This window comes from Edaphobacter sp. (assembly GCF_028283685.1).
Classification (GTDB): domain Bacteria; phylum Acidobacteriota; class Terriglobia; order Terriglobales; family Acidobacteriaceae; genus Edaphobacter.
The window spans coordinates 653,867-670,203 of record NZ_JAPWKF010000007.1 but is presented as its reverse complement, the minus strand read 5'-3'; the positions used below and the strand labels follow the sequence as shown (position 1 = coordinate 670,203).

General features: G+C 61.3%; 13 protein-coding genes. 12 read left to right on the top strand and 1 reads right to left on the bottom strand.

The genetic code is table 11. The features are described 5' to 3' along the window. The first annotated feature begins 21 nt into the window (after positions 1-21). The 4 genes from PW789_RS13515 (at position 22) to PW789_RS13500 (ending at position 4,994) form a co-directional block, all read left to right on the top strand. A complete protein-coding gene (locus PW789_RS13515) occupies positions 22-984 on the top strand; it encodes a glycine--tRNA ligase subunit alpha (protein ID WP_299377244.1) in 963 nt (320 codons plus the stop codon). A 14-nt stretch (positions 985-998) separates the two neighbouring features. Continuing rightward, positions 999-3,104 carry a glycine--tRNA ligase subunit beta gene (glyS, locus tag PW789_RS13510; RefSeq protein ID WP_299377242.1) on the top strand — a complete coding sequence of 702 codons (2,106 nt, stop codon included), beginning with the start codon at positions 999-1,001 and terminating at the stop codon, positions 3,102-3,104. 160 nt (positions 3,105-3,264) lie between these two features. Beyond that, complete coding sequence (locus PW789_RS13505; RefSeq protein WP_299377240.1) at positions 3,265-4,212, top strand: catalase family peroxidase; 948 nt, start codon at positions 3,265-3,267, stop codon at positions 4,210-4,212. 56 nt (positions 4,213-4,268) lie between these two features. Next, positions 4,269-4,994 (top strand): YoaK family protein, encoded by a 726-nt coding sequence (locus PW789_RS13500; RefSeq protein ID WP_299377238.1) that lies wholly within the window; start codon positions 4,269-4,271, stop codon positions 4,992-4,994. Here the strand turns inward: PW789_RS13500 and PW789_RS13495 are convergent. After that, entirely contained in the window at positions 4,987-5,631 is a 645-nt protein-coding gene (locus PW789_RS13495) for a hypothetical protein (protein WP_299377236.1), read from the bottom strand. The genes PW789_RS13500 and PW789_RS13495 overlap by 8 nt on opposite strands. 68 nt (positions 5,632-5,699) lie before the next feature. Between PW789_RS13495 and PW789_RS13490 the strand changes: the two genes are divergently transcribed. From PW789_RS13490 to gmk, 8 genes are all read left to right on the top strand, one after another. Continuing rightward, entirely contained in the window at positions 5,700-8,294 is a 2,595-nt protein-coding gene (locus PW789_RS13490) for an LptA/OstA family protein (RefSeq protein WP_299377234.1), read from the top strand. Next, complete coding sequence (gene lptB / locus PW789_RS13485; protein WP_299377232.1) at positions 8,291-9,019, top strand: LPS export ABC transporter ATP-binding protein; 729 nt, start codon at positions 8,291-8,293, stop codon at positions 9,017-9,019. The genes PW789_RS13490 and lptB overlap by 4 nt, the downstream gene beginning before the upstream one ends. Positions 9,020-9,237: 218 nt before the next feature. After that, entirely contained in the window at positions 9,238-10,917 is a 1,680-nt protein-coding gene (locus PW789_RS13480) for an RNA polymerase sigma-54 factor (protein ID WP_299377230.1), read from the top strand. 90 nt (positions 10,918-11,007) lie between these two features. Further along, the gene (gene raiA, locus PW789_RS13475; RefSeq protein WP_299377228.1) at positions 11,008-11,637 is read left to right on the top strand and encodes a ribosome-associated translation inhibitor RaiA; all 630 of its coding nucleotides are present in this window, start codon (positions 11,008-11,010) and stop codon (positions 11,635-11,637) included. Between the two features lie 101 nt (positions 11,638-11,738). Next, entirely contained in the window at positions 11,739-12,698 is a 960-nt protein-coding gene (rapZ, locus tag PW789_RS13470) for an RNase adapter RapZ (RefSeq protein ID WP_299377226.1), read from the top strand. Positions 12,699-12,762: 64 nt separating this feature from the next. Then, positions 12,763-14,631 (top strand): ABC transporter ATP-binding protein, encoded by a 1,869-nt coding sequence (locus tag PW789_RS13465; RefSeq protein WP_299377224.1) that lies wholly within the window; start codon positions 12,763-12,765, stop codon positions 14,629-14,631. After that, positions 14,628-15,533 (top strand): YicC/YloC family endoribonuclease, encoded by a 906-nt coding sequence (locus tag PW789_RS13460; protein WP_299377222.1) that lies wholly within the window; start codon positions 14,628-14,630, stop codon positions 15,531-15,533. The genes PW789_RS13465 and PW789_RS13460 overlap by 4 nt, the downstream gene beginning before the upstream one ends. A 69-nt stretch (positions 15,534-15,602) precedes the next feature. Next, positions 15,603-16,265 (top strand): guanylate kinase, encoded by a 663-nt coding sequence (gmk, locus tag PW789_RS13455; protein ID WP_299377220.1) that lies wholly within the window; start codon positions 15,603-15,605, stop codon positions 16,263-16,265. The last annotated feature ends 72 nt before the right edge of the window (positions 16,266-16,337 follow it).

Sequence of the window (16,337 nt, the reverse complement as noted above, 5' to 3'; positions counted from 1 at the left end):
GCCACAGTTGAAGAGAGAAGTATGAGTGAGACTGCCAAAAAGGCACTGACATTTCAGGAGATGTTGTTTCGGCTGCAGCGGTTCTGGGCCGAACAGGGTTGTGTATTACAGCAGCCGTATGACGTAGAGGTCGGCGCGGGCACGATGTCCCCGGATACCTTTCTGCGTGTGCTGGGACCGAAGCCGGTGCGGATCGCCTATGCGCAGCCGTCGCGGCGTCCCGCGGATGGCCGCTATGGTGAGAACCCCAACCGCCTGTTCCGCCACACGCAGCTTCAGGTGATTCTGAAGCCGCCACCGGAGCGCATCCAGGAGATTTATCTGGAGTCGCTGGAGGCGCTGGGGATCAACCTGCACGAGCACGACATCAAGTTCGAAGAAGACAACTGGGAGTGGCCGGTAGGCGGCGCCTGGGGTGTGGGCTGGCAGGTGATGCTGGACGGCCTCGAGATTACGCAGTTCACCTACTTCCAGCAGTGCGGCGGCATGGATCTCGACCCCATCTGCGGCGAGATCACCTATGGCCTTGAGCGCATCGCCGGGTTCCTGCAGGACGTGGACTCGATCTACGACATTGTGTGGGCGATCGAGCCGGACACGGGCCGCAAGGTGACTTACGGCGAGATGCGTCTGGCCGAAGAGGAGCAGTTCTCGGCGTACAGCTTCGACTACGCCGAGGTGCCGAAGCTATGGGAGCACCTGAAGCTGTATGAGGCGGAGTGCCTGGAGCTGCTGGAGAAGGCCAGGGGAATGGACAAGATGGATGCGCTGACGTTGAAGCGCTTTCCGGTGCTCGGCGCTTATGAACTGGCGCTGAAGTGCTCGCACATGTTCAACCTGCTGGATGCGCGTGGCGCGATCTCGGTGACCGAGCGCGTAGGTGTCATGGCGCGGATTCGCACCCTGGTTGTGGGCGTGGCAAAGGCTTATGCGCGGCAGGGAGAGCTGCTTGCGGCAGAGCCGGTAGGCGAGTTGGCGGTTTAGCCAGAGAGAGTGTGATGGCGGATTTTCTTTTTGAGATTGGTTTAGAGGAAGTACCTGCGCGGATGATCGCGAGCGCCGAGGCTGAGCTGAAGCGGCGCGTCATAGGCCTGCTGGAACGTGAACGCCTGATCGCCGCCGATGCCGAGGCAAAGAGTTATTCGACGCCTCGTCGGCTGGCCGTGCTGGTCCGTGGCGTAACGGAAAAGCAGGCTGATGCGAGCGAAGAGCTGACCGGGCCCTCGGTGAAGGTGGCATTCAAGGATGGCGCGCCGACTCCTGCTGCTGTGGCATTCGCAAAGAAGGCAGGCGTTGCTGTCGAAGAGTTGAAGACCGTGACGACGCCCAAGGGAGAGTATCTTGCTGCCACGGTGGTCAAAGCCGGCCGCGTTGCTGCCGAGGTGATCGCCGCGGAGCTGCCGAAGGAGATCGCCGGTATCTACTGGGCGAAGAACATGTACTGGCGCGCCGGAAAGCCGGAGCGCTTTGTGCGTCCCCTGCGCTGGATGGTGGCTCTGCTGGGCGCCGAGGTCGTTCCGGTTGAGTTCGGTGGCAAGACCGCCGGTGCGATCACTTACGGCCATCGCGTGTTGTTTGGCGACGCCGCGCTGAAGCTTGAGGCTCCGGCGAAGTATGAGGAGGTGCTGCTCGGCGCCTACGTCATCGCCGATGTCGAGACCCGGCGACAGAAGATCCGCAAGGCGCTCGATCGTGTGACCCGCACCGTGGAAGGCGCTCGCTGGCGCGAGGATCATGGCCTGATCGATACGCTGACGCACCTGACAGAGTGGGCCTCCGATCGTTCGGTGATCCTGGGTAACTTCGAGCCGGAGTATCTCTCGCTGCCCGAAGAGGTGCTTGTCACCGTCATGCGCGATCACCAGAAGTATCTGGCCGTGGAGGATGCGACGGGCAAGCTGGCTCCGCACTTTCTCGCCGTGCTCAACATGGAAGCGAACGATGCCGGGCTGGGCGTAATTCGTCACGGCAATGCGCGTGTGCTGAGGGCACGGTTCAACGACGCACGCTTCTTCTGGGAGTTCGACCAGCGCATGCCGCTGAAGGAGCGCGTGAAGCTGCTTGAGAACGTCACCTTCCAGAAGGAGCTGGGCAGCTATGCGGCCAAGTCGATGCGGGTACGCGAGCTTGCTCTTGGGCTGGCTGAGCTGGTGACTTCGCGCGGCGTCGTCGTGGATGCCGTCGCTCTGGACGAAGCTGCGGTACTGGCCAAAACGGATCTGACGACGGATCTGGTGAAGGAGTTCACCGAGCTGCAGGGCATCGTGGGCGGTCTGTATGCGAAGGCGCAGGGCTTCTCGGAGAAGGCTGCCGCGGCGATCTATGACCAGTATCTTCCGGAGTCGATGGAAGACGCCGTGCCACACACCGTTGAAGGCGCTCTGTTGTCCATCTCTGACAAGGCGGACACGATTGCGGGCATGTTCGGGCTTGGGCTGGAGCCGACCGGCTCGAAGGATCCATTCGCCCTGCGACGCGCTGCCAACGGCATTGTGAAGATGCTGGCTGAGAGCGTTCCGGCTCTGCCGCTGACGCTGAGCGAAGTGGCAGGACGTGCCACGCCGAATGAGGCTGTCGAGGCGAAGGTACGTGCGTTCCTCGCCGAGCGTCTGGAGTTCTACCTGCGCGAGGCGAAGGGGCAGGCCTACGATGTTGTGAAGGCTGTACTGGCTGCGGGCAGTGATGATGTCCGCGATGCTGTCTCGCGTGCAGAGGCGGTGACCTCGATGCGAGGCTCTTCCGACTTTGAGGCGGTCAGCGCGGCGTTCAAGCGCATGAAAAATATTCTGGCGCAGGCGAAGGAGAAGGGTGAAACCTTCGACAGCGCGAGCGAGTTGAAGGATGTTCATGCAGCGCAGGCGGGGCTCGCCAGGGCGGCGTCAGAGGTTGGCAGCCGTGTCGAGACGCTGAGTGTAGCGCACGAGTATGGCGCTGCGCTCGAGTCTGTGGCAACGTTGCGCCCGCAGGTGGATGCTTTCTTCGACCAGGTCATGGTGATGGACCCGGATGCCAATGTTCGCAGCGGCAGGCTGGCGCTGCTGGCTTCGATTGTGAAGAGCTTCTCGGGGATCGCGGACTTCTCGGAGATCGTCACCGCCGGATAATTTTCTGGTGTATATGAATGAAGGCAGGCCTTGGCCTGCCTTCATCATTTTGGGTGGACGGCTGCTGCGATAAACAACCCGAAGGTGTCTGGTAAGAGTGATGGCAGTCTTCTATCGTCGTTGCATATCCGATTTCCTGAACTTTTCGAGGAGGTAGACGGTGCCCTTACCGAGTGATGAGAAGCTGATTGCCCTGAGTAACGATCTGATTGCCCAGTTCAATGCGATCTTTGGCCAATACCCTGGATTTCGTCCGGCACACGCCAAGGGCGTGATGGTGAAGGGGACGTTTACACCGACGGCCGAGGCTGCAACGCTCTCGAAGGCGCCGCACTTTGCCAGGCCGCTGCCGGTGGTCGTGCGTTTCTCGAACTCAACTGGCCTGCCGCTGATTCCGGACAACGACCCGAACGCGAATCCACGCGGCATGGCCGTGCGGTTTTACATGGCCGAGCGGGTGCACACCGACATCGTCAGTCATTCCACCGACGGCTTTCCCACGCACACAGGAGCAGAGTTTCTGGAGTTCCTGAAGGCGCTGGCGTCGAGCGATCCGAAGAACCTGGCGGGTTCGCCGCTGGAGGCCTTTCTCGGCGCGCATCCCGAGGCTCTGGCGTTTGTGCAGACCCCCAAGCCCGCTCCATCGAGCTATGCGCGGGAGACGTACTTCGGCGTGACGGCGATGAAGTTTACGAATGCCGAAGGCGTGAGCCGGTTCGGCCGTTATCGTATTCTGCCTGAGGCAGGGAATGATTTCCTTGAAGGAGATGATCTGGCGGCGAAGCCTGCGGACTACCTGGTGGGTGAGATTGTTGAGCGCGTCGGTAAGGAGCCGGTGAAGTTTAGGCTCGCGGTGCAGCTGGCTGAGGAGGGCGACGTCGTCGACAACGCCACGGTACACTGGCCGGACTCGCGCACGGTGCTGACGCTCGGCACCATCGAACTGACGGCTCCGGTGGAGGATAGCGCCGCGGAGCAGCAGCACATCATCTTCGATCCGATTCCGCGTGTGGAGGGCATCGATCCTTCGGACGATCCTCTGCTGGAGCTGCGAGCCGCGATCTACCTGATCAGCGGACGCAGGCGGCGTGCGGCGGAGAACAAGTAGATCCACGCCGGCCGATTGCGGCGTCTGAAGGAGAAGAGGCGACCGCAGGCAGCGTTATGGAACAAAGGGGACCGGTGACACGAGCGCAGACGGCAGTTGGCTGGGACGCCATGGAGATGGCGGCCTCCCAGCTGTCGATCAGTGCGTTGCTGGCGCTGGCGGGCGGCTATCTCGACGGATTTACCTATGTGGGCCACGGGCATGTCTTCGCCAATGCGATGACGGGCAACGTCGTGCTGCTTGGCATCAGCTGTTTTTCGGGAGCGGTCGGCGCGGGAGCGAGGCATCTGCCTCCGATTGTGATGTTCGTGCTGGGCGTGACGGCGGCCAAGGCGCTGGAGGTTTACGCGCCGTCGTTGCGCCTCAGGTATCCGCACCTGCTGGCGCTCTCGGTGCAGATTGCGCTGCTCTCGGTGCTTGCGTTTCTTCCGGCCGGCACGCCGGATATGTGGTTCACCACCACGATCGCCTTTGCGGCTTCCGTGCAGGTGGAGAGCTTCCGCCGCGTGCATGGCAAGAACTACAACTCCACCTTTACGACGGGTAATCTGCGCACCTTCGCCGAGAGTTGCTTCTCATGGCTGTTTGCCGGGGGTGGGGAGGAGGCGCGGAGCACGACGGTGGACTTCGGCACCATCTGCTTCGCCTTTTTTGCAGGTGCCGCGGCAGGTGGCGTGGCCACGATGCATCTTGGCGGCAAGGCGCTGTGGGCAGATGTCGTTCTGCTGATGGTGGTGCTGCTGCGGGTGAGGCCGCGCGCGGCGACCTCACTGGTTAGTTGAGACGCTGCAGGCGTGCGATGAGCTTTTCAGCGAGCGGTTCACCGGATTCGGTCCAGAGCAGGCGGCTGGAGATGCCGGAGTGCTTTTCCACCGACAGCGTAAAGGCGAGCAGAATCTCGACGTTCTGCTGAATGTGCTTTTGCGCCTCCTCGTCGAGCGCCTCGTCTTCCTCGTCCATCACCCAGGGGGTATCCAGGCCGAAGTCCACGCGGATGTGGCCGTTCTGCTCGTAGGTGGCCTGGTCGAACTGGGGGCCGAAGCCGATGATCTTGACGGTGCGGGGCCGCGGCTTCCAGAGGGCATCGAGTTCAGCCCCACTTGCGCCGCTGTGTTCCGGCTGCCACAGGTTCCACTTCATCTCGAACTCGTAGGCCATGTCGTCGTGGAGCTGCTCGGTGGCTTCGGAGACGGCGTTCTCGATGATCGAGTCCTCGGTGGACTGGGAGCGGTCGTCGTTGACGAAGATTCGCTGGTAGACCGGCGATTCGGTGAAGCTGATGGGGTAGACGGTAGCCGTCGACACCCGCTTGTCGCCGCTGATGAGCGCGAACTGGCGCAGCACGGAGACCAGGGCTGCGGGCAGCGAGTCGAAGCGGAAGTTGGGGAACCAGAGGCTGAGGTAGAGCTGATCGGCCATAAAGACAGTCTATCGCTCATGGAGCCTGGGTGGGGATTGCCCCGCAGATGAGAAAATAAAGACTTGCGATGCGTGTTTCGGTAGACAGGCTACGAATTTGGTTGCTGGCGGGAGCTGGCCTTCTGGTGCTCGTCGTCGCAGGCTTCCTGGGACTGGCGCACTGGCGGGTCCATCGCTTCATCACAGAGCTGCCCCGGAAGCTGGGCGCCGATGTCCGGCAGGAGACCAATGCCTTTACCTGGTCGCAGACCGTCAAGGGCAGAGTCGTCTTCACGCTCCACGCGGCCAAGGCCATTCAGCATAAGGACGGCATGTACACGCTGCACGATGTGGGCGTTGCCGTCTATGGTCATGGCCAGGCGCAGAACGAAGAGACCCCCAGCGCCAAGAAGAATGAGCGCGTCGACCGCATCTACGGCAAGGAGTTCGATCTCGACCAGAACACTGGAGTGGTGAAGGCGATCGGCGAGGTCCATATGGACCTTGAGGCGCCAGCAGCCAAGGACGCCAAGGGCAAGATGGATTACGCCGCAGGCACCGATATCAAGGAGCCTCCTATCGCAGCCAGTGCGCCCGCCGGGCCGGGGACAGAACAGCACGAAGCGGGGCAGGGTGATCTGAAGCTGATCCACGTCAAGACGACGAACCTGGTCTACCTGCAGAAGCTGGGAACCGCGGCGACGGACGAAGATATCGAATTTGAGTACAACGGCCTGACGGGCCACGCCAAGGGAGCGGAGTACAACTCGGACACCGGCATTCTTATTCTGCATGCGGCGGTGAAGGCCAACGGGCTGCAGAATGGGAAGCCGGTTCTGCTGACAGCGTCACGGGCGGAGCTCGATCGAGACAGCCATACGGTAACGCTCAACGACGCCGAGTACCTTACGGTGAGCGGCGGCGGGGAGGGTCCCAGGGGACGGCAGACGGTCCGGGCTCAGCATGCTGTGATCCTCCTGCGGGACGGCGGCGGTATTGAGCACATCCAGGGTGAAACCGGCGTTACGCTGACGGCCGGCGATGGCGTTCGCGTGACCGGAGACCACGGAGAGGTGTGGTTCAATGAGCACGGCAAAGCTCAGAATGCGCACATATGGGGCAACGTTACCTACGCCGCGGACGACGAGACGCGCCATGCCACGGGCAACTCGTCTGAGGCCAGGATCGCCTTCGACAAGCAAGGCAATGCCGAACACGTCGTCTTGAATGGAGCGGTGAAGCTGAGCGAGCATGTGCTGACGGCAGCCGCAACACAGGGCGCAGCGAAGCAGGCGTGGAGTGACCGTCAGCTGAGCGCGACAGCGGTCGAGATGGGGCTGGCAAGCGATGCCGCTGGCCGTTCGCACCCGCGCGATGCGAAGGCTACGGGGAACGCGAAGCTGCGCGTAGTGGATTCGGTGGCGACGGGTAAGGGCACGCGCTCGAATGCCATGTCCGGTGATGTACTGACGGCACAGTTTGTGACCGGCAGCGACGGAACCAGCCGCCTGGACCAGGTTCACGGCAGCGGGCGGACCGTGCTGGAACAGACCACCGAGGCAGGTGTCGTAAACACGAGCAACGGCGACACGCTCGAGGTCCGCTTCCGCGAGGCCGCCAAGGGGGCTGCGTCCGGATCGAAGGAGATGCAGGGGGCAGAGATCGCCAATGCGGTGCAGCAGGGCCATGTCGTGGTGACGCGCCACACCCCGGCGAAGGCGGAGGGCATGGAGCCTGAGATGGACAAGGCCACCGCCGAACGCGCCACCTTCGACGGCAACACGCAGATGCTGGCTCTGAGCGGCAATGTACAGGTTAACAACGCGGAGGGAACGATGTGGTCCGATCGCCTTCTGGTCAACCAGGTCACCGGTGACGGTGCGGCTGAGGGTGGCGTCAAGGCCAGCTATCAGCAGGGTCCGCAGGCTGCCATGGTTCATGTGATGGCGTCGCGGGCTGACTTGAAGAAGGCCGGCGGTACCGCGATCTTCCACGGAGAGGCGGGGCGCCCTGCCCGTCTCTGGCAGAACGGCTCGCAGGTTGAGGCGCCGGTGCTCGAGTTCAACCAGAAGCGCCGCGACCTGATAGCTCACGGAGAGGGTGCCGGTGTGCCGATGGTGGTCCACACCGTTCTGGTCAGCACAGGCGAGACCAGCCAGCCAGTCGAAAAGACTGCTGCGGCGAAGCCGGATTCCATGGCACGGAAGGGCAGTGTCGTTCGCATCGCCAGCCGCGAGATGCACTACTCCGATACGGCGCACGAGGCGGAGTTTACCGGCGGCGTACGCATCGAAAGCGCCGATGGCGTCATGCGCGGCGAACGGGCTGTGGCTCTGCTGGACGCTGGCGGGCAAAAGGCTGCGGCTCCAAAGGCACAGGCGTCGGCTGCGGGGTTCCTGGGCGGAGGTTTGCAGCGTGTGACCGTGACGGGTTCGATCCTGATCGACCAGCCCGGTCGCAGAGCGACAGGAGACCGGCTGGTATACACGGCGGGTGATGGATGGTGCGTTCTGACCGGAACGGCGGCCGTCCCGCCGCGGGTGGTCGACCAGGCGCACGGTACGGTGACCGGAGGCGAGTTGCGCTTCCGCTCCACCGACGAGAGCGTCGTGATTTCTAATGGAGAGAAGGGCAGCTCCGGACCAAGGGTCCACACGGAGACGCGAGTGAAACGAGATCGATGAAGACGCTTTCGACCGAGGAGATCGGTAAGTCGTACGGCGGCCGCCAAGTAGTGCGTGGGGTCAGCCTGAAAATTGAGCAGGGGGAGGTCGTCGGTCTGCTGGGGCCGAACGGTGCCGGCAAGACGACGAGCTTCTATATGATCGTCGGTCTGGTGCGCCCCGATACCGGCCGTATCCTGTTGGACGGCAATGACATCACCCGGATGCCGATGTACCTGCGCGCACGTAGTCATGGCATCAGCTACCTGCCACAGGAACCATCCGTCTTCCGTAAGTTGACGGTGGAGGACAACATCCTCGCCGTCCTCGAGTCTCAGCAGACGAGCTGGGAGGGCCGCAGAACGCGCACGGAGAAGTTGCTGGAGCAGCTCAACTTAGGGCACGTCCGCAAGACCCAGGGATACGCCCTCAGCGGAGGCGAACGACGCCGCGTCGAGATCGCCCGCTGCCTGGCGATCGACCCGGCCTTTATCCTTCTCGACGAACCTTTTTCGGGAATCGATCCCATTGCCGTCCTGGACCTGCAGGAGATCATCTTCGGCCTCAAGCGGAGCGGCATCGGCGTGCTGATCACGGACCATAACGTGCGTGAGACCATGTCGGTGACCGACCGAGCTTATATCATTGCCGAAGGCAAGATCTTCCGTACCGGGACGCCTGGCGATCTGGGCCGCGACCCAGAGGTTCGGCGAATCTATCTTGGCGACAAGTTTTCAATGGATTGAGCTAAGGTAAACAAACTGTACAACTTCTGTGGTAACAGCGTGCACCGACGAGACCGCGTGTTGCCGGCGGTCTTCGCGTTAGACTTGCGCAAGAGAGCGCGAGGAGTTGTAGACTGTGGCCTACAAGCCCCTCCCCCCTTGCTCGTCGGATGATCCGCCGATGTTTTGGCGTGGACGATCGAACCCTGATTTCCCTGTATGACTGAGGATCCTGAGACGTGCTGCTACAACCAAAGCTGAACCTGAAAGTCTCCCAGCGCCAGGTGCTGACACCTGGACTGGTGCAGATGGTCAGCGTTCTGGCTCTGAACAAGCTGGAACTCAGGGAGATGATCAATACCGAGATCGTCGAGAACCCCGTTCTCGAGGAGATCGAAGATACCGGCGTATCGCTCGATGAGCGGGCCGGTATGGAAGGGGATCGCGAGCGCTCGGCCGAGGAGGTCTCCGCCGAAGGCGAACGCGCCGAGAAGGATCCCTTTGAAGAGATCGACTTCGGCAATTACTTCCAGGAGTATCTGGACCCGGGATTTCGAACCGCTTCAAACTTCGAGGAGTACGACAAGCCGTCGTTTGAAAATTTTCTGTCGCAGCCGGGAACGCTGAGCGATCACCTGCACTGGCAGCTGGGCTCGCTCAACCTCGATCCGGATGTTCGTATAGCCTGCGAGCTGGTCGTCGGCAATCTGAACGAGAACGGCTACCTGACCGCCACCGATGAAGAGCTTGCCGATGCCCTGGGGCAGATGGAGAGCGACCTTCCGAAGCCGATTCCCTTCGAGCGTGGCGCACGTCGCGATGCGCATCCTGAGATGGCTATCGTCGCTGCATCCGGGGAGACGACCGAGCCTGTGCCATCGTCCAGCGACCGGAATCGCAGCCAGCTTCTGCAGCTTGTCGCGGAGGCTCGCTCCGTCATCAACGATCTCGACCCTGTGGGTGTCGGCGCACGCGATCTGCGGGAGTGCCTGACGATCCAGATTCACGCGCAGCAGAAGGAAGCCGTCATGGTGCTGCGTCGTCGCGAGGCGAACGCCCGTGCGGCAGGCAACGGAACGACGGCTCCCTTGGAAAACGGCAACGGTAAGCAGCGCGATGTCTTTTCGCTTGCGGCCTTCATCGTCGCCAACTGCCTCCCGCTGCTGCAGAAAAAGGATATTCGCGAGCTGACCCGCAGCTGCGGACGCGATGCCGAGGATGTGCATGCGGCGGTGGACTTCATCCGTACCCTCGATCCCAGGCCGGGGCAGCGGTATAACCATATTGAGACGCGGCTCATCGAGCCGGACGTCGCCTTTGTGAAGCGCGACGATAGATACGTCGTGCTGGTCAATGAAGAGGACATGCCGGCACTCCGCCTGAACCACAGCTATCGCAGGATGCTGCAGGAGAAGCAGACGGAGAAGGAAGTCAAGGAGTACGTCAAGGAGCGCTACAAATCGGCGATCCAGCTGCTGCGCAACATCGAGCAGCGCAAGAACACCATCGTGCGGACCTGCGAGGTGATCGTGCGGCGACAGGCGGATTTTCTGGAGCATGGCGTCGAAGCCCTGAAGCCGATGATGATCAAGGAGGTTGCCGAGGAGATCGGGGTGCATCCTTCGACGGTCTCGCGCGCGGTGGCCAACAAGTATGTGCACACGCCGCAGGGCGTCTATGAGTTGCGCTTCTTCTTCTCCGAAGGGGTCAATGGCCCGGAGGGCGGCGACCTGCCGCTGGTGCTGTTGAAGCGCAAGGTGAAGAAGCTGATCGAAGACGAAGATCCACGCAAGCCGCTGACGGACGACTTCCTTGCTGCCGAGCTGCAGCGGCAGGGAATTCAGGTCACGCGACGCACCGTGGCCAAGTACCGCGAAGACATGCAGATCCCCAGCACGCACCAGCGCCGCGTTCGTTAGACGCTTCTTTTTTGCCAAAGTTTGCGTGCAAGGTTCGTGCCTCGCGGTGTCGCGGCGACGGGCGTAATATGTCTCCAACGAGGTACCGCGATGAACGTGGAATACACCGGAAGACAGACGACCATCACAAAAAAACTGAAGACGCAGACCGAAGCCGGACTTGAACGAATTGCAAAGATCATCGGCGATGGAGCAAGTGTGCATGTCATCCTTACCACTGAAAAATACAGACGTGCAGCCGAACTGACTGTGCAGTCGAGGAACCTCAAACTCGTTGCCTCCTGCGAGGCGACAGATATGGAAACGGCGCTGCATGACGCCCTGGCGGCGCTTGAGAAACAGGCAATCAAACAGAAGAAGCGGAAGACCACGATCAAGCGCAATGCCAAGGTCGGTGTGCGTGAGGTTGCGGTGGCGCCCACGGCGGACGGTGCGCTGGTCGTCGATGCTGAGTTGGCAACTATCGTGGCGCGCAACGGCGACGCCCGCAAGGTGGTGCCGATGCTGGTGCACTCCTTTCCCTCGCATTCGCCCCTGACGGAGCCACATCTTGTGCGTTCGAAGGACGGCGTGGCCCTGCGGCCGATGACGCTGGACGAGGCTGTAAAAGAGGCCGCCTTCCGCGACCGCGAAGTCTTCGTCTTCCGCGATCACGGCGGTCAGGCGATGGTGCTGCATCGCAAGCGCGACGGCAAGATGGAGCTGATCGAGGTTCCATAGACGACAAGAAACAGGGTGGGTGCGGCGCAGTTCCCGGTGGGGTCTGCGCCGCATCTGTTTTGTCTCTCGTGGAGAGATCGGCGGGATGCTAGGATGCCAGCATGCCACGCAGAGAATCGAAGAAAGCTGCCGTGAAGATCAACAGGGCTAAGCCGAAGAAAGTTGTTGCATCAACCAAGCCGAAGACCGGCAAGGGCAACGGTGAGGGCAAAGGCGAGCTGGTTATCCTTACCGGTCTTTCGGGATCGGGAAAGCTCTCGGCCCTGAAGTCGTTCGAAGACCTGGGCTTTTATTCCGTCGACAATCTTCCTCTGGAGCTGGTGCCGCGGTTCGCGGACCTGGTGCGGCAGTCGACTGAGATCGAGCGCGCCGCGCTGGTCGTCGATGTGCGCGAGGGCATGCGGCTCGAGGAGTTTCCCGCTCTTCTGAAGAAGGTGCGGCGGGTGCTGCCGACGCGTGTGCTGTTCCTGGAAGCCAGCGACGAGTCGTTGATCCGCCGCTTCTCCGAGACGCGCCGTCCGCATCCCATGGGCCGCTCGAACACGGTGGTGAAGTCGATCCGCGAGGAGCGCAAGCGGCTTGACCCGATCCGCAATGTCGCAGATATCGTGCTCGATACCACGAAGTTCACGGTGCACGATCTGCGCGCCCACATCGGGGCTCAGTTCGAGCGCGAAGAGAGCGATCGCAATCTAACGATCTCGACCAACAGCTTCGGTTTCAAGAACGGTGTGCCTGCCGAAGCGGATCTTGTCTTTGACGTAAGATTTCTGCCCAACCCACACTTCATCCCGGAGTTCCGCAAGCTGACGGGACGGCATCCCAAGGTTGCGAAGTACGTGCGTGACTTTCCACAGACGGCTGAGTTTCTGGATAAGACGACAGATCTTCTGAAGTTTCTCCTGCCGCACTACATCAAGGAGGGCAAGAGTTACCTGACGGTGGCTTTTGGCTGCACCGGGGGGCAGCATCGCTCGGTCTTTATCGCCGAGGAGATGAAGAAGCGGCTGACGGCGGCAGGCTATCGCGTGAAGAGCGCACATCGCGATATGCCGCGCTAGAAGCAGCGCATCGGCCATAGAATATAGAGATGGTCAGCGTTCCCAGGATCAGGAGAGTGGCAGCGTGAAGCGCATCTGGCGACTGCTGGTCTATGTACGGCCATATGGGCTGCATCTGCTGGCGTCAGTTTTCTTGATGGCAGTCGTCGGCGCGATGTCAGCGCTGCGCGTCCTGCTGGTCAAGCCTATCTTCGACAACGTGCTGCGGCCGGATACGGTGACGCACAGCGTCCTGGTGTATCAGGTCCCGCGGTTCGGGTGGAAGTTGAACCTGCACTTCCTGGTGCCGAGCCACTTTCAGAATGCATGGACCGTGGTGGCCTATGCGCTGGTTGTGTCGGCCGTACTGAAGTCGGTGTGCGATTACATCGGGACGTATCTCGTGAACTATGCCGGATTCGGCATGATTACGGACCTGCGGAATGACCTCTACAACGCCGTGCTGCGGCGGTCGGTTGCGTTTTTTCAGAAGCATACGACTGGTTCGCTCCTCTCCACGCTGATCAACGACGTCGAGCGGGTGCAGTATGCGATGTCGACGGTGCTGAGTGATTTTCTGCAGCAGCTGTTTACGCTGCTGTTCACGATCGGCGTGGTGATCGTGGTGGGCGGCAAGATGGCCTGGGTGCTCCTGCTGTTTGTGCCGATTGTGATCTCATCGGCCAGGCGCATTGGGCGGCGGGTGCGGCAGACGACGCGCAAGGGGCAGGACAAGCTCGCCGAAATTCAGAACATCCTCCACGAGACCATCACCGGCAACCGCATCGTGAAGGCCTTCGGTATGGAGTTGTGGGAGATGAATCGCTTCCGCAAGGCCGCGCGCAGGTTGTTCCGGGCGAATCTGAAGTCCGTCAGCGTGCAGGCCATCAGCTCGCCGTTGATGGATGCGCTGGGCTCGGTTGGCATCGCAGGGCTGCTGCTGTTTGGCCGCACCAGGATTCAGAGCGGGGCGATGACCGCGGGATCGTTTGTGACCTTCCTGATTGCGGTGTTTACGCTGTACGATCCGGTGCGCAAATTCGCTGTCTTTTACAACAGCTTCCAACAGGCGCTGGGCGCCAGCGAAGAGATCTTCAAGTTCATGGACGCGCAGGACGATGTGCGCGAAAAGAAGCGTGCTCATGTGTTGAAGGGCTTCCATCAGGGAATCGCGTTTGAGAATGCCTCCTTTGGCTACGCCTCCGATGATGGAGGTCTGGTCGAGGTGCTGCACGGAATCAATCTCGATGTGAAGCCGGGCGAGGTGATTGCGTTCGTTGGCCCCAGTGGCGCAGGCAAATCGTCGCTGGTGAATCTGATCCCGCGTTTCTTCGATGTGAGCGAGGGCAGGATCACCGTTGATGGGTACGATGTACGCGATGTCACCATCGCCTCGCTGCGCGAGCAGATCGGTAAGGTAACGCAGGAGACGGTGCTCTTCAACGACACGGTGCGCAATAACATCGCCTACGGTCAGCCTGACGTTCCGCTGGCGAAGGTCGAGGAGGCCGCGCGTATGGCGCTGGCGCACGACTTCATCATGAACATGCCGGAGGGCTACAACACCCGCATCGGCGAGAAGGGACTTCGTCTCAGCGGCGGCGAACGGCAGCGCCTTGCGATTGCGCGCGCCATTCTGAAGAACGCGCCGATCCTGATTCTCGACGAGGCCACCAGCGCTCTGGATACGGAGAGCGAACAGTTTGTGCAGGCGGCGCTGGCGAACCTGATGCAGGGACGTACCGTGTTCGTCATCGCGCACCGGTTGTCGACCGTGCGACGGGCGACAAGGATCGCGGTGCTGGAGCGAGGGCAGATCACCGAGATGGGAACTCACGAAGAGCTGATGCTGCGTTCGGGGACATATCGCCGTCTTTACGACATGCAGTTTGGAGACGAAATCGTTCCGGTCGCGGCTGGAGCCGTGGCCGTGGAGCCGGAGGGATTTGCTTGAACCCGATCTATTCGATGACAGGATTTGCCAGCGCGCGCGGCGCCGCTGATGACAAGCCGGGTTTTGCGCTCGCCATCAAGAGCGTGAACCACCGCTTTCTCGATCTGCACATGCGGCTGCCTTCTTACTGCGATGCGTTGGAGATGCAGCTTCGCAAGATTCTTAAAGAAACCCTCAAGCGCGGTCACATCGAAGTGACCCTGCAGGTGGAGCGACGCTCCAGCGCCCAGATTGAGCTGAACGTCGACCTGCTGGATGCGTATGTAAGCGCGTTCAAGAAGGCGTCTTTGCTTCACAACGTCGAAGAGAAGCCGGACATCAACTCGCTGTTGCGTATCCCGGGGGTGATGACGGCGGAGGTGCAGGCAGGCGTAGAGGGTAACGCCGAGCTGGACGCCGCCGTGATGGCCGAGATGCCTGCCCTGCTCGAGCGCCTGAACGTTGTGCGTGCCCAGGAGGGCGCTGCGCTCGCCGCCGAGCTGTATGCCTCCATGGGACGACTGCGTGTCTTTGCCGAAGAGATGGCAGGACTGCGCAATGGCGTTCGCGAGGCACAGTTCGATCGCCTCAAGGTTCGCCTGGCGGAGCTGACCGAAGGCGTCGCCGTCAGCGAAGAGCGTATCCTCGCCGAGGCTGCTGTGCTGGCCGAAAAGAGCGATGTGGAAGAGGAAATTGTTCGCCTGCGGACTCACATCGATCGCTTCGTCGCTATGCTCGACGAGGGCGGCGAGCTGGGCAAGCGGATGGACTTCCTGCTGCAGGAGCTCAATCGCGAGGCGAATACGATGCTCTCAAAGACAGGCTCGGCGGCTGGAGACAACAGCCTGCGTATTACCGAGCTTGGGCTGGAGATCAAGGCCGAGATTGAGAAGGCGCGTGAGCAGGTTCAGAACCTCGAATAAATCCTGTTCAATCCGCGGCAGAGCTGCCGTTACACTGAGGACATACCAATAGGGTGGTCTAAGGAGTAGATGGCCGGAATACTGTTTATCATCTCGGCGCCTTCGGGCTCAGGGAAGTCGACACTGGTGACGCAGCTGCGGACGCTGGTAGAAGGTCTGGACTTCTCCATCTCGTACACGACGCGGGCGCCGCGAGGGTCGGAAGAGCATGCCCGCGAGTATTACTTCACGACACGCGCAGAGTTTGAGCGCATGATCGCGGCAGGCGAGTTCCTGGAGTGGGCCGAGGTCTTCGGCAATTACTACGGAACCGCAGTCTCGGCACTGCTCCACGCCAAGGATCTGGGGAAAGATCTTCTGCTCGACATCGATGTGCAGGGCGCGTTGCAGGTGATGAAGAAGATGCCCGAGGCCGTGTCGATCTTTATTCTGCCGCCGAGCCCGCAGATTTTGGAGATGCGGCTCCGCAATCGCAGCGCCGCAGAGAACATGACCTCTGAGGCCATCATCGAGAAGCGTCTGAACGCTGCAAAGCATGAGTTGAAGCAGGTCTTCGACTATCGTTATGCACTGGTCAACGATGTCCTCGATAAGGCTGTTGCCGAGATGCGAGCGATCGTTCTCTACGAGCGCGGCACCGGCGACGATCTTCGGGAGCTGGCGCAGGCCTGCCGCACGGACACTCACACCACGGCCCTTGCGAGCGTTCTCACCGCCTTCGGCGAAAACTGAAGCATCGTTCACCGGGCGTCTGCATCTTCCGGCGACAGAAGTCCCCCGTTTGGGGAGGCGACACATCCCGTG

Bases quoted from the DNA above. Each gene is read 5' to 3' on its own strand.
- PW789_RS13515 (WP_299377244.1), top strand. From the start codon at position 22: ATGAGTGAGACTGCCAAAAAGGCACTGACATTTCAGGAGATGTTGTTT.
- glyS (WP_299377242.1), top strand. From the start codon at position 999: ATGGCGGATTTTCTTTTTGAGATTGGTTTAGAGGAAGTACCTGCGCGG.
- PW789_RS13500 (WP_299377238.1), top strand. From the start codon at position 4,269: ATGGAACAAAGGGGACCGGTGACACGAGCGCAGACGGCAGTTGGCTGG.
- PW789_RS13495 (WP_299377236.1), bottom strand. From the start codon at position 5,631: ATGGCCGATCAGCTCTACCTCAGCCTCTGGTTCCCCAACTTCCGCTTC.
- PW789_RS13490 (WP_299377234.1), top strand. From the start codon at position 5,700: ATGCGTGTTTCGGTAGACAGGCTACGAATTTGGTTGCTGGCGGGAGCT.
- lptB (WP_299377232.1), top strand. From the start codon at position 8,291: ATGAAGACGCTTTCGACCGAGGAGATCGGTAAGTCGTACGGCGGCCGC.
- raiA (WP_299377228.1), top strand. From the start codon at position 11,008: ATGAACGTGGAATACACCGGAAGACAGACGACCATCACAAAAAAACTG.
- rapZ (WP_299377226.1), top strand. From the start codon at position 11,739: ATGCCACGCAGAGAATCGAAGAAAGCTGCCGTGAAGATCAACAGGGCT.
- gmk (WP_299377220.1), top strand. From the start codon at position 15,603: ATGGCCGGAATACTGTTTATCATCTCGGCGCCTTCGGGCTCAGGGAAG.